The sequence below is a fragment of the Bdellovibrio sp. MYbb2 genome, assembly GCF_056175685.1.
On the sequence record NZ_JBJKJI010000001.1, the window covers coordinates 1374225 to 1388691 of the forward strand.

10 protein-coding genes are annotated in these 14467 nt (G+C 51.3%); 7 read left to right on the plus strand and 3 right to left on the minus strand.

The genetic code is table 11. The features are described from left to right. Positions 1-10 precede the first annotated feature (10 nt). Positions 11-1972 (minus strand): protein kinase domain-containing protein, encoded by a 1962-nt coding sequence (locus AC04MQ_RS06710; RefSeq protein ID WP_015092171.1) that lies wholly within the window; start codon positions 1970-1972, stop codon positions 11-13. A 65-nt stretch (positions 1973-2037) separates the two neighbouring features. Here AC04MQ_RS06710 and coaE point away from each other — a divergent pair, with 65 nt between their 5' ends. Continuing rightward, entirely contained in the window at positions 2038-2643 is a 606-nt protein-coding gene (gene coaE / locus AC04MQ_RS06715) for a dephospho-CoA kinase (protein WP_041577950.1), read from the plus strand. Here coaE and AC04MQ_RS06720 read toward each other — a convergent pair. After that, entirely contained in the window at positions 2634-3161 is a 528-nt protein-coding gene (locus tag AC04MQ_RS06720) for a hypothetical protein (RefSeq protein ID WP_475391620.1), read from the minus strand. The two genes, coaE and AC04MQ_RS06720, sit on opposite strands and share 10 nt — an antisense overlap. 96 nt (positions 3162-3257) lie before the next feature. On the opposite strand from AC04MQ_RS06720, the gene AC04MQ_RS06725 reads away from it, so the two are divergent. Further along, positions 3258-4439, plus strand: a complete 1182-nt coding sequence (locus tag AC04MQ_RS06725) for a PorV/PorQ family protein (protein ID WP_148278864.1) — start codon at positions 3258-3260, stop codon at positions 4437-4439. Between the two features lie 100 nt (positions 4440-4539). Here the strand turns inward: AC04MQ_RS06725 and AC04MQ_RS06730 are convergent, their stop codons facing one another. Then, complete coding sequence (locus AC04MQ_RS06730; RefSeq protein ID WP_475391622.1) at positions 4540-5247, minus strand: hypothetical protein; 708 nt, start codon at positions 5245-5247, stop codon at positions 4540-4542. A gap of 227 nt (positions 5248-5474) precedes the next feature. Between AC04MQ_RS06730 and AC04MQ_RS06735 the strand changes: the two genes are divergently transcribed. Genes AC04MQ_RS06735 through AC04MQ_RS06755 form a run of 5 tightly spaced genes read left to right on the plus strand, consistent with a single transcriptional unit; the run spans position 5475 to position 14445 of the window. Then, complete coding sequence (locus AC04MQ_RS06735; protein ID WP_041577948.1) at positions 5475-6560, plus strand: PorV/PorQ family protein; 1086 nt, start codon at positions 5475-5477, stop codon at positions 6558-6560. A 9-nt stretch (positions 6561-6569) separates the two neighbouring features. Further along, positions 6570-7541 (plus strand): outer membrane protein assembly factor BamD, encoded by a 972-nt coding sequence (locus AC04MQ_RS06740; RefSeq protein ID WP_015092165.1) that lies wholly within the window; start codon positions 6570-6572, stop codon positions 7539-7541. Then, complete coding sequence (locus tag AC04MQ_RS06745; protein WP_041577947.1) at positions 7541-8659, plus strand: hypothetical protein; 1119 nt, start codon at positions 7541-7543, stop codon at positions 8657-8659. The genes AC04MQ_RS06740 and AC04MQ_RS06745 overlap by 1 nt, the downstream gene beginning before the upstream one ends. Before the next feature lie 6 nt (positions 8660-8665). Further along, complete coding sequence (locus AC04MQ_RS06750; RefSeq protein WP_475391624.1) at positions 8666-11389, plus strand: PD-(D/E)XK nuclease family protein; 2724 nt, start codon at positions 8666-8668, stop codon at positions 11387-11389. Further along, on the plus strand, positions 11365-14445 hold the full coding sequence (locus AC04MQ_RS06755) for a UvrD-helicase domain-containing protein (RefSeq protein WP_475391626.1): 3081 nt from the start codon (positions 11365-11367) through the stop codon (positions 14443-14445). Before AC04MQ_RS06750 ends, AC04MQ_RS06755 begins: the two co-directional genes overlap by 25 nt. The last annotated feature ends 22 nt before the right edge of the window (positions 14446-14467 follow it).

Sequence of the window (14467 nt, forward strand, 5' to 3'; positions counted from 1 at the left end):
GACGAAGTGATTATTTCAGATATAAATCTACAATTTTTCTCTGGTCTGCCGGAACCGTAATTGTGGTTTCTGCAGAGAGTCCTGTCGTCTTGTTTCTAGCCTGTATTTTGACACCAACTTCAGCCTGAATCAGATAAGCGTCACCGCTTGGCTTGATGCTGACTGGAACACCGGCAATGCGAAGTTCCGGATTAGCGCCGCCGTTGACGATGTTGATAATCAGGGAAGCCACTCTTGGAAGTCGTTGCAGAGTTCCAGTGAAAGAGTACGCCTCGTAAGTTGGAGTGATGGTTGTCACCAGATCCGTGTAACCTTCCTTCACCAGTCGCAGACTGTAAGGAGTGTTGGCTTTCACGGTCTTGCGCACCGGTGTGAATTCACCCGTGTCGTTGCCATCGATCACCACGCGGGCACCGCCCGGATTGGAATAGATGGTCACAGTGTATTCCGGAGAAGTTGCAGCCAGTTCGGTCTGTTGCATGGTGCCGGCAGCCTGGGCATTGCCCGTGTTGGCCGGTTTCGGTGTCAGGCCTGCTGTCGTGCCGGATTTACCCGGAGATTTTTTTGCAACGAAATTGGTGTAACCCCACCACAAGCCCACAACAACCAGCAAAGCACCCACGGCTTTCATCGCAAGGCCGGTGATGTCTTCCATGGAAGAACTTGGCGCCGGTCTGCCGATGGACGTGCGTGTTCCCATCGGGGAAACGCTGGAAGGAGTGCGAGTCATGGTGCCCGGGCCCGAGGCAAAAGTGCCTGTAGCCGACGTGCGGGTTTGTGTGATGTTGGTGTCTGTTGCGCCTGGAACCTTGGGCATGGAAGGTTTTGGTGGCGTCTTCAGATTGTCCAGGTTCACACGAATATCAGTGGAGGTGTCCAGATCCAGACGCTCTTCGCCTTCGGCTGCTTCCGCGGGAGGGGCATAAGCCGGGGGACGTTGAGGTGTGCGCATGTCTGTCTGAGTGACAATGGTTTTGTCTTCAGAAACCGGCTGCGCCTGAATCTTGGCGAATTCAACCAGCTTGCGACGCTGCTCAAGGAAGGCTGCCGAGAAGGCGTTCTTCATGAACACGCTGAAGTCGTGCGGGGAGAACTCTGGATACTGAGTATTAAGGAAACGGTTCAGATCACGGTGGAATGCCGCCGCAGTCTGATAACGCAGGCTTTTGTCTTTCGCCAGCGCCTTGTTCACAATTCTTTCCAGTTCCGGTGGAACGGAAGGATTGATCTTTCTGATGGAAGGCACCTGACATTCACGGATCTTGCGCAGGATCGCCGCTTCACTGTTGGAAGTGAACAGACGGTCGTTGGCCAGAAGCTCCCACAGGACGATACCCATAGAGAAAATGTCCGTGCGCGGGTCGATGGACTGACCATCTGCCTGCTCAGGGCTCATGTAACCGTATTTACCTTTAAGAGTACCGGCTTTGGTGGCTTCCATCTGCGTTTCCGCTTTGGCGATACCGAAGTCGATGATCTTCACTTCACCTTCAAAGCTGACCATGATGTTCTGCGGACTCATGTCACGGTGAACGATGTTCAGTGGTTTGCCGGTGGTGCCATCGATGCACCGGTGAGCGTGGTCAAGACCAGCCGCGACCTCTTTGATCATGTATACGATCTGCTCGATGGTGAATTGAGTGTTGGTTTTCTTAAGCTCATTCAGAATCTGGCGAAGGTTGCGGCCTTCGACGTATTCCATGACAAGGAAGAACTGGGCTCTTTCGACCCCGAAATCGTAAATTGAGACAACGTTCCCGTGATTCAGATTCACGGCGATCTTTGCCTCTTCCTTGAACATCTCAATAAAGTCCTGATGATCGGAATATTGGGGAAGAATGCGCTTGATTGCGACGAACTTATTGACGCCCACTGCGCCTGTGGATTTAGAAAGATACACTTCCGCCATACCGCCGGCGGCGAGTCTCTCTAGAAGAATGTATTTTCCGAACTGTTCCACAGCTTGAGACATGAAATCATGTTCCCCTTTGAGAAGACTATCGGTAAAATAAAAATAATCCTTAAGGAGTTTCAAATATGAAATGGATTGGACTGACCGGAGGTATAGCCTGTGGCAAGAGCACGGTCAGCAGAATGCTCCGAACTTATGACATTCCGGTGGTGGATGCTGATGAAATTGCCAAGGAAGTCGTGAAACCGGGCTCTGCTGGACTTAAGTCCGTCATACAAGAGTTCGGTCCAGAGTTTCTGACTGCCGAAGGAGCCCTGGATCGGCGCAAACTTGGGCAGAAGGTCTTCGGGCATCCCGAGCTTTTGCACAGGTTGGAAGCGATCACTCATCCCTTGATCCGCGAGGAAACCCGCCGCCGCCGCCGTCTGCACGAGGACATGGGGCACAAGCTTGCCATCTATGATATCCCATTGTTGTTTGAGACCCGCGCCAAGGATCAGTTTGACGGGGTAATTGTTGTGGCCTGCACGAAGGAACAGCAAAAAGAGCGTTTGCGCCGCCAGAACTGGAGCGAGGATGAAATCGAGATGCGGATTGCGTCCCAGATTCCCATTCAGTTCAAAGAGCAGCAGGCGGACTTTGTTCTGCACAACAACCGCGACGAGCAGCATTTGCTGCGCGAAGTGGACCGGTTGTTGAAATGGCTGGAAGAGCTAAAAAATCAGAATTGAAAGTTATAACCGAACTGGGCATAGATATCCGGCCCGGTCACTGAAAACCCGGTGCCGACTTCGCCGGTGAACGTTTCGCCAGCACCGATCCCGGCATGCACACGCCAGCGGCGGATTTCAATCAGACCTGTCACACCATCTGAAGATTCCAGATAGGCATTGCCGCCCAGACGCGCGTAAGGCAGATAACGGTCTTCTTCCGCGAAGTACCAGCGGTGGCCCAATCCCACTCCGAGGAATTCCTCTGTGTTATAGGAAAGTTCATAGTCCCAGGCCGGCAAAGGGGACTGTTTCAGCAAAGCAAAGCGCACTGCCAGATAAGGGCCTTGGGCCCATTCATCACGCTCCAGGTAATTTCCGCTCTGATATCCGACGGCAGTCTGAATCAGAAATTCTTTGCGTTCTGCAAAATCTGAGACTTTCACAGATGCCAGATCCGCGTCGTCCTCGCCTGAAAGCGGGGAGGTTTCTAAAGTGGTCGTTGTTGTGGGAGCTGCCATGCTCTGAACTGAACTCACGACCAAGGTCAAAAAAAGGAGGCTAAGAAAAACTCGCATAAGACAAAGTATAAATTATGTCTACAATCAATGGTAAGAATTTTGGAGGCAAAATTTATGTTCAATAGAGGATTCCTGTTCCTCGCGGGCCTGTCTGCGATGATCACCACTGTATCTGCGCAGGCTGAAAGCGTCAGCACCACCATTCACCATCACTATCAGGCGCCTCGGGCCCTGGGGATGGGTGACGCCTTCGTGGCGGTTGCCAATGATTATTCGGCGATGTTCTATAACCCGGCAGGTCTGGCTCGTCGTGAAGACGGTCAAATCAATCTGTCTTTGACGGCGGGTGGAACGCCAGGGGCGATGGATTTCTACAATGAATATTCGGACATTGAAAAAAGCAATCAATCAGAGCAGCAGAAGCAGCAAGCTTACCTTGAGTTGATTGAAAAGAACTATGGTGAAGTCTATTCCATGCGAATTGCTCCGATGGAGGGCTTCTGGGTTCGTCCAAACTGGGGGATCGCGTTGATCCCTGCGGATGTTTCTTTGGAAATGGCGATGCACCAGCAGTTGGGTCCAACTATCAATACGACGGTGTATGCGGATACAACACTGGCACTTTCCTATGCTGATGACGTCAAAGGTGTGGACCATGGACGTCTGTCCTGGGGTGTGACGGGTAAATTTGTGAACCGTGGATTCTATAGCCGTCCTATCAGTGCCGTGGATCTTTCAACTGGTGACGAGATCATCAAGAAAGAGGACCTGCTGGAAGGTTACACGATTGATGCCGACATCGGCTTCCTGTGGACTCCGGAATTACCGGATTCAGGTTTGTGGTCTGTGCTTCGCCTGGCCAGCCCGACTGTGGGTTTGGTTGTTCGTAACGTGGCTGAAACCGGCTTTGGTTCTTCATTGAAGTTGTTGAATAAAGAAGGTCAAAACGGCGAGCCGGAAAAGCTTTACCGTGTTGTCGACATCGGAACGCGCTGGGAATACCCAAGCATGTGGATCTTTGGCGGTCGCGGCGTTTTGGATGTGCGTGATCTGGGACACCCTGATTTCAACTGGAGAAAAGGTGTTCACTTGGGCTTTGAGTTCGACTGGACTGTTTCCACCTGGTGGAAAGGTCATTATCGCGTGGGTTTGAAAGAGGCCTTCTGGACAGCGGGTATTTCCGCGGAGCTGGGGATCTTTAATTTGGATTTCGCGTCTTACGCGGATGACGTCGGAACCCGCAACACTCCGGTGGAAAGCCGCGTGTACATGACCCGTCTCAACCTCGACTTCTAAAACTGAAATTCAGATCTGGAAAAAGCAAAACGGCCCTAAAATGGGCCGTTTTCTATTTTGCTGCAAAGCTTATGCAAAAGTAAGCAGGTACCTTTTGCGATTATGGGGTTGGATTCCATTGAGCTAGCAGGGCTTGGCCGATGGCTGAAATATCCGCGGTGGATATGTCAATGCCAGCTGTAGCAGCCGCTTGGTTGATGTCACCACAGATGTCTGAGTTGGCGTTGTTGGTGCCCCCGCAAGTGACTGAGTATACAGTCTGAATAGAGGAGCCGATAGCTTCTACGGCCTCAATCGCGGCACTTGAGTTCGGGTTAGCGAGAATGTCACTAATGGCATTTTCAATTGCCGCTGGATCGCACGAGGAGATGTCGCTTCCGTCACAGGAACCCAAGTTTAGGGAGTTCGCTGCATTTGAAAGAGCTGTGGCGCTTTTCGCCATTGCTCCTATCAATGCCAGACCTTTTTGGCCGGATTGATTGCAATAATTGGCTGTGTTGTTGGCTAGTACGACATCGTCAAAACTTAGCGCCGTTAGCATGTCTGTTGGACCGCCGCCTTCACTGATCGCAGTCAGGGCCGAGGACAGATTGGCAGCCGAAGTGATACCGGAAGAGATAAACCCGGCAGCACATCTCAATGTATAAGCGTTAGGGGAGGTGATGCCGTTGATCTTGCTCATGCAGGCATTGGCAGAGGCGGCATCTCGCGCTTCGTCCAGGCAGAACTGGGCTTCGGCGATCATGTCTTTTTCAGTTTGTTCACCCTCACATCCCGTGAGAATAGCTGCGCTCAATCCTAGAATCATAGTTGCGATTTTCTTCGAAAACATCCTGGAAACTCCTTGGTCTAAAGTACAGAGAACTTATCGGATTTCTTCCGGCGGCCTTAACTCGCAAATGACATTGGTCGTGAATTCGTAACGAATATGTAAGCAGGACCTTTGAATGTATTTTTCTGAAACGTCTCAATGTGATCCCCTGATCGACCGATAAGCATAATGACTTGTTTCGACTTCTTATTAACGAGGTATCTATGAAAAGGATTTTGTGGATAGCGCTCATTCAAATAGTTCTGTTGATGGTGTTCACACCGGATGTGAACGCTCGTGCGCGCCAAAATTTTTATAGCGGTGTCCGCTGCCTGGGAATGGGCGGTGCCTGCCTGGCTGTAACCAATGATGAAACAGCTTTGCTGGTGAATCCCGCGGCTTTGGGTAAGCTTCGTGATTTCTATGGAACCATTTTCGATCCAGAGATCGAATTCGGTTCTGAAACTCAAGGCTTCTATGCGGATTCATCATTCTCCAATCCTTACAGTCTGGAAGATGTGCTGGGGGCTTTGGAAAAAAACCGCAATATGCCTTACCACGCCAAACTTCAGGTGTTCCCGTCATTCGTGGGCAGAAACTTTGGTGTGGGTATTTATGGAAATTACACTTTGGATGCGATGATGTCTGATGATGGCACCACCGTGGATGCCTATTATCGCAATGACCTTGCCTTCGTTCTGGGTTTCAACTTCCGCTTCTTCGACGGGCGGGTGAAACTGGGGTTCAACACCAAGCTGATCAGTCGCGTGGAAGTCGATGATCCGGCTCTGTCGGCGACGGGTCCGATGGACTATGATTCTATCGCCAGTGAAGGCGTGGGCCTTTCAACAGATGTTGGTTTGATTCTGGCGGCTCCGTGGAAAATGATTCCAACAATTTCTGCTGTGGTTCGTGATGTGGGTGGAACCAGTTTCGATCAGGCACATGGTGTCCGATTAGACACAGCCAACCGTCCCAATTTGGTGAAGCAGGACATTGATGTCGCAGCAGCAATCTTTCCGATTCATTCTAACTACGTTCGCTCTGCATGGACTGTAGAGTACCGTGGTTTATTGACATCAGGGGATGAAGAGGACAAAGCCAAATTGATCCACGGCGGTCTCGAATTGAACTTCGGGGATGTGGTTTTTGCCCGTGCCGGATATAATCAAAGATATTGGACCGCTGGTATGGAGCTCGCCTCCGAAAGCTTTCAGTGGCAGTTTGCCACCTACGGCGAAGAAGTCGGCACCGCAGATGCACCCAAAGAAGACAGACGATACACCGTCAAGTTCGCATACCGGTTTTAAGGATGAAGCATGAAATGTGTTAAACAAGCTTTCATAATTCTACTGAGCCTGGTTCTGACCACTTCCTGTGCGCAGCCCAATCTGCTGACGGATGTCTCTGACACCGATTCAGACGATGCGCTTTATTATGAAGCCAAGAAAAAGCTTGATGCCCTTGAATGGGACGAAGCTATTGATATTATCGAAAATCAGTTGTCGCCAACTTATGCTGCGAAAGTCAGTGTGAAAGAAACGCTGGCCGGAGCTTATGCCGGAAAATGTGGTTTCACTTTCGTGGATATCATCAGCGGGATGCAAAACAGTCCGTCAGCGAATATTTTTCCGTTCTTTGTTTCCATCTTTGGTGGCAACACCCTGGATACCGCGTCCTGTGATCAGGCGATTTCTATTATCTCAAGCCTGGGAACAGTTTTGCAGCGTACTCAGGATCAGAATCTATTTATGACCATTCTGGGTATTGCCCGCATCGGAACAACGATCAGTGCGAAACTGGATCCGACGAATGATGGCGTGGTGGATGGCGTTTACAATACCAATTACAGCGTCTGTCATAACTATTCCGGTGCTCCGGGTACTGCGACAGCCACTGACGGGTGGGCGCAGCCGGGCCCAAGCCCGCAGAATCCTCTTTCGATTCCCGCTCCGGTGGTGGCACCAACAAGATCCATCACTGACACTGAAGCCAAAAAGGTTGCTTCAGGCATCGGTTTGATTTTCGAAAACATCTCTGCGCTGGCTTCCGTCCTGTCCGGAGACAACTCCACTTTGACGGCGTTGCAAGATGCTTTAGAGCAGTGTGAATCCGTAGCCGGTGCAGGCAACTGTACAGCCACCAATGAAGCTGCCGTGGGGCCTGAACTGCTTTATACCATTCGTGTTCTGATGGACACCAATGGCATGGGCTTTGGCGCCTGTGATCCAACCAAAGTTTATCCCGATGCAGCCGCGTGCTGTCCTCGACTGAAAATTCCGGGGTTCTGATGATGAAGTTCCTGGCGTCTTTCATTCTTGTGCTTCTGGGGTTGCCTGTGCAGGCGCAAGAGATCAATCAAATGTATCGTCCTATTCGTTCCATGGGGATGGGGGGCACGATGCTGACCACAGTTCATGGATCAGAAGCTCTGTTTTCGAATCCGGCCGCGATGGGAAAAATCGAAGGTCTTGATATTCATCTATTGAGTGTGGGCCTTGGTGGCAGAACTCCGACTAAAGAGGATCTGGACGCCATCGAAGACATCGATGGGGATGATCCGTCGACTTACAATGGGTTGTTCGGTCGTCGTCTGCATTTCCTGGGAACGGGCAGTGCTGCCATTGCGTTGCCCTATATCGGCTTTGGCTATTACACCGACTATACTCTTTCGCTGGAGCTGCATAATCCCGGATATCCCGAATTTACGACCTACTTCCGCAACGATTCGGCTTACTATGTCGGTGGCGCATATCCACTGGGTCCGAAAACCTTCCTGGGACTGGCGCTGAAGCGTGTGAACCGCTGGGGCGGGGACGTGCAAGAGCTGGGTCTGACGACCGTGGCGAACGCCAGTGACATCAACGCCATCATGGATCAGTTTGAAAACAAGGGCACGGGCTATGGCGTGGATCTCGCAATTCTGACCCAGGCAGATACTCCGCTAAATCCAACACTGACAGTGGTATGGAAAGATGTGGGTAGCACGGCCTTTGAAAAGACCGCGGGGGCAGAGGCGCCTTCGCACATTCCTCAGAATCTGGGGGCCGGGGTTTCTTTGGGCTTTGATCTTCCGGGGCTTGACTGGATTGTGGCGCTGGAAGGTCAGCACCTTTTGGATCCGGACATTCAGATCGGTAAAAAACTGCATCTGGGGACCGAGATTTCAATTCCGTTCCTGGATATCCGCGCCGGTATTAATCAGGGGTATTTCTCCTATGGTGCGGGCTTTGATTTCTTTATTTTCCGTCTTGATGCTGCAAGTTACACAGAAGAGCTGGGTGTCTATCCGGGTCAGAGTGCTGACAATCGCATCATGGTGGGCCTCAGCATTGATTTAAGCTTTGATGCTAACTTCAAATTCACGGATAATAGCGGCAAGAAGAGAAAACTGAAACAACGCCGGTAATCCTGAATGCTGAAAGTAATTTCCATTGAAAGTAGATCTCAGATTTCTGAGATCTTCGCTAATTACAACCCCCGCGAGCAATCCTGGCTCGTGTCGGATCTGCGCACTAAATTTGAGCTTCAGCAAAAAATCCTGGGCCGTGATGGCCAGTACATCGATGAATCCGTCCTGCGTGCCAGTGACCTGTGGAAGATGCTGCTTAAGCGTCTGGATCCGGGGCTTCGTCTGGTCAGTGATCCATTTGCCAGATCTCTTCTGCGCACGATCATGGATGAACACGCCGAAGTTTTGGGCGTGAATTCCTCGGCCGAAGACACGGTGTTCAGCTACATCGATCAGATGGCGGCAGTGATCTTTCACCCGGAAGGCACAGCTCGCTTGACGGAATGGTTTGAAAGTCACCCTGAAGCCATGAACCGCTGGAAAGAATGGTATCTGCGCGCGCGTTTCTGTGCGCTGAAGCTGCTGCAGGAACACCGTGTGATCACGGCGGACTGGATCACGGCGTACCTGCAAAACTTCAATGACCTGGAAAGAGTCTGGAATATGCCATTGATCGTGGATCTCAGCGGTGAGATCACGCGCGTGGAAGCCGAGATTCTGCAGGTGCTTTCCCGTTCTGTTGATGTCGTGGTGCTGGAGCCAACACCGGTCTGGCGTGCCGACTTCCATTTCCTGTTAAGACCGTATGAAGATCTGCGAGCCATGAGCACCGGGGTGCAAAAGCTTCCGGCGGTGGTGCGTGGTGAAAAGAAATCAGAAGTTCTGCGCTTCTCAGGCATGCTGGCTGAAATCAAACACAGTGTCGGTCAGGTCCGTCAGTGGCTGGATCAGGGTATCGTCGCGGAAAATATCGCCGTTATTGCACCGGACATTGAAACCTACTGGCCCGTGCTTCAGGCTTATTTGGCTGAGGAAGGCATTCCTGTTCAAAAAGACATCACTCACAAAGCGCAAAGCCTGCCTTCAGTGACCCGCTGGCTGGCGCTGCTCAGATCCAAAAGCGGCCGACTGTCGACTTCAGATCTTGAGATTTCGTTCTTTGAAAAAGAAGAAGCCCAGCAGCTGCGCTATGAGGAATTCCGGTCCCTGTTTAAAAGTCTGTATGTGAACGAGGATCTTGCGCGCAATGAAATCGTGCACAAGGTCTTCTTCGAACAGATGGATCTGGGGGGATTCTTAAAGCGTGATGAATTTGTTGCGAAAGCTTTGTTATCCTGGAATTCCGATGAAACAGATATCGTGCAGGTCGTGTTGCGCGAACTTTTGCAAAACGCCGTGGCCGGAACTTCCCTGACCTGGAAGGAATGGCTGAGCTACCTTGAAAGCATCGTCGCTGCCAAGGAATACACTTTGGAAAAAGGCGAGCCTCGCGGGATCATGGCGACGAAGCTGATGTCGGCACACAGTGAAAAAGCCCGTCGTCGTATTTTCGTGGGTTTGACTGATGAAGCTTTGAAGGGTCGCAACAAGACCCAGCTTTCGGGACAAGACTATTTTGAACTAGCCAAAGACATTGGTTTCTATCTGGACAATCCGGATCAAAGCGATCTGGAGTTTGAACTGCGCCTGTTGGCAGAAGCTGAAAGTGATGAAGACCTTTATTGCTTCGGCGCCACGGACTTGAGCGGTTCCCTGTGTTCACCGGCCACTTTCTGGATGAGCTTGCAAGGCGAGCATGAAAAACTGACCGTGCCATTGGAAACCCGTTGGGATGAACTGCAACATTCCACTCAGCGCGGGGAGCGCCCTCTGCTGGCCGGAAGAAAAGAACTGGTCGAACAAAGAATCCTTCAGGATCTGGGGAAAGTTCCCTTTGCCACAATTGCATCACCCGAATTGCCACGCATTTCGGCGTCCGCGGTGGAAAGCTTCCTGGAGTGTCCGTTTATCTTCGCGGCACAAAGATATTTCAAATTAAAAGACCTGCCGGATGTTGATCTGGACGTGGATCACCGCACGCGCGGGCAGTTAGCCCACGCCATTTTCGAAAAACTGACAATTGAACCCATGTGTTTTGACTGGAAGGTTGAAGAGCTGGATCAGTTGCTTGAAGCCGTGCGGGTTGAAAAGAAGCTGGTGTTTGCAGACGAGCGTCTGTGGACTCCGCTAAAAAAGAAGCACATTCAACTGGGCCTGCGTTTCCTGGATTTTGAAAAACGCTGGCGTGAAGAGTTCAAGAAAACCCGCACTGTCGGACGTGAAAAACGTTTTGAATTCTATCTGGATCCGCAATCGGGGGATATTTCCACCGAGGCTCGTGACAACTGCTTCCGCATTTCAGGTCAGATTGACCGTATCGACAGTGATGGCGGCAAGCAACTGGTGGTGGTTGACTATAAAAGTTCCTCGGGCGGGATTTCTGCCCATGGCTCTTGGCTGAAAAACCATGAATTGCAGCTGTTGTTCTATATGTGGGTTCTGGAAAAGGGCCTTGTGCAGGATGTGCAGGGTGAGGTCATTGGCTTGTTCTATTATGTTTTCAGAAATTTTGAACGCAAGGGCTTCAAAGTCGATGACCTTGCCGGGGTTCTGTATCCCGCCAACAAACGTAAAGACAAAAACGCCACCTTCGAAGCCAAAGAGCGCTATCTGACGGAATTCAGCCAGATTCTAATGACGACTTTGGGTCGCATCAAAAATGGCGAATGTGATGCGAAGCCCGCAGATTTTAAAACCTGTACTAGCTGTGAGTGGAGGCGACAATGTCGGGCACCACACCTGAACTAAGAAATATCATCCTGCGTGCCGGTGCCGGTGCGGGGAAAACAACGACATTGACCCAGACTTTCTTGAAGTTCGCGAGCGACTTTAAGGAAAAGCACGGGAAGTTCCCCCGCATCGTGGTGACCACGTTCACCCGCAAGGCCACGCAAGAACTGAAAGAGCGTCTGTTGGGAAAAGCTCTGGATGAAAAGCGTGATGACCTGTTCCAGTTTGTCAGCTCAAAATCCCAGGTGCAGATTTCAACCATCCACGGGGTGCTAAGTCTGTTCCTTTCCCGTTATGGTTCTGCCATCGGCCTGACTCCGGATTACAAGATCATGAGTGATTCTGAAATCCGCAAAGGAGCGCGCAAGATCATGCGCAAATATCTGCTGGAAAATCCGCAGTTGCAGGAACTTTTGGAAGAATATGACTTTCAGACCCTGGAAGGGGCGCTGCTGAAGTTTTTCGGCGAGCAGGTGATTTTCCCGGGAATGACCTTCATCCGCCGTGGCGAGATGGAAAAAGAAACCGCCAAGTTTGTGTCTGATATCGGCGGAGCTTTACGCCGGGTGTGCCTGGAAATTTCCCAGGAAACCAGCAATGACAAATGGGTTGATTATGCCGGGGCTATGACTGGCTTTGATTGGAATGCCTCGAACGGTGACTGGGAGGCCTTCTTTGCCCGTCTGGAATCTTTCTGGGAAAACATCAGCAAGCCGGTCTTTCGCAAAGCGACCCCGCCATTCAGTTTAAGTCTGAATGAAGAGCTGGAAGAACTGCGTGACCGCGTCGACCGTTTGTTGGCCGAGCCACGCTATCGTCCCGAATACTGGGATCGCCATGAAAAGAACTGCGCGCTGTTTGAAGAACTGGCGCAGAATTTCTGCCGCGACTTTATGCAGACCAAGCTTGAAAGCGGTCTGCTATCCATGAGTGATCTTGAAACCCTGGCTTCCAAAATCACTTTGGATCAGCCGGATGCCGCCGTGAAGTTCTCGCAAGAGTGGGACTTCTGGATGGTGGATGAGTATCAGGATACAAGTCCCGTACAGGTGGAACTGTTGCGCCACCTTGTTGGGGAAAAGCCGGTGTTCATCGTCGGGGATCCACAGCAAAGTATTTATCTTTTCCGTGGCGCCCGTTCAGAGGTCTTCCGTGAAAAAGTGGCCGAAATCGAAGCCCAGCAGGGCGACGTGCAGGTCAAACTTGTGAACTATCGCTCGTCGCCGGAAGTGCTGGAGTTCTTCAATCATTATTTCACTCGCCTGGGTTCGCAGTTTGCTGCGATGACCCCGGATGAAAAGAAACCGAAAAAAGGTCCCGAAACTCCGGTGGTGCAGGTTGTGCTGTCTGAAACCGGTGACGAGGACGAAACTTCGGCCGAGATTCTGGCCACCGTCGCACGCATTCAGGAGCTTTTGCAATCCGGAACCAGTCCGGAGCAAATCTGTGTTCTGGGCCGAACTCATAGAACGTTGGAAGACATTGCCAAAGTCGCGCAGGAATACGGCGTGCCTTTGCAGCTTCATAGCGGCAGCGGATTCTATGAGCGCCGCGAGGTGCTGGACGCTTTGGCGGTTTTGAAGTTCTTGGTGAATCCTCATGACAATGCCAATTTCGTGGCGCTTTTAAGATCCCCATGGCTGGCTTTGCCGGACAGCGAGATTCTTTCTTGTTGCCATTCTTTCCGTCATTCTTTCTGGAAAGAGGCGCAAAAAACCTTGGATCAGAAGCCGGAAATTCATCCGTTGCGGGTGATGAAGGCGCTTTTGGCGCAGGCCGAAGTCAAAGGTCTGTCCTGGACATTGAAAAAGGCGCTGATTGACCTGGGGCTGTTTGATTATTCCGCCCGCATTGATTCCACCGGTCGTCGCGAGGCGAATCTGTGGAAAGTGGTGTCTTTGCTTTCGCAGGAAGAACGCCGTCCGGGCTTTAACTATCTGGACTTCCTGGATTCGAGTCTTGAAACCCTGTCTACGGACGAAGGGGGCGAGGATGCGGATGCGACGCCGGTGATTGAACCAAAGCGTGTGAACTTTATGACCGTGCACGCGTCAAAAGGTTTGCAGTTTGATCAGGTGATTTTGCCGGGTATGGGTAATGACCCGCGCGCAAGTCATGCGCCGGTTCTGAGTATTCATGAAAAAACCGGCTTGTGGTCCCTGAAAGTGCGCAACGAAGAAACTCAAGCCATGGCCGGCAGTGTGCTGGCCGATCAGATTGTGGAAGAACTGCGCAAACGTGAAACTGAAGAGTTCAACCGTGTTTTGTACGTGGCTCTGACCCGGGCAAAATCCGGGGTGACACTGTTGTGGGATAAAAAAATCGGGAAGAAATCCTGGGCGGCCCATTGCCCGTTGAATCTGGAAGAAGGTCTTCACGAGGAAAAAGATTTCTCTTACGTTGTACGCAGTGAAAATCCTCAACCGGTCAAAATGTCAGAGCAGGACCTGGCTGAAAAAGACCTGCGGTCGCAATGGCAGGCCGAGGCTTCTGAAAAACGAAAATACATTTCGGTCACTGAACTGGTGACCCCCGAGGGTGTGCAGGCTGGTGGCGGTTACACGCCGAAAGCTTCTCAGCTGGGGTCTGGGTTGGCGCGGGCTCAGCAGGGGACCAATGCTCACCGACTGTTTGAGGCTTTGAAGTTCACTTCATTTGATGAGCTTTTGAAGATTTCAGACGAGGACCTTAAAAAGCCGCTGGAGTTCCTGGCGAAAACCCCGGAACTGCCGCTATTAAGAATCATCAACGAAGGTTTTGTCGAGTGGGGTTTTGCTCTGAAGTACAAAGAGGCCCTGATGCAGGGGCAGATCGATCTTTGGGGCATTGTTGACGGGACGTTGTGGATGGTGGATTACAAAACCGGGTCCCAACGGTATTCTGACACAGCTTTCAGGCAGCTTGAGGCCTACACTTGGGCTTTGTATCGCATGAAGTATCTGGAAAACGTGCAGCAGGTGAAACTGGCTGTTGTTTATCCTGTGGACGAAGTGGTCAAGATCGAAACTTTGGGCAGCCTGAAAGATTTGAACGAACGGCTTGAAAAGAGCATCGACAACTATTTCCTTGTCTAGGAATTGAGGGTTCCATATCATT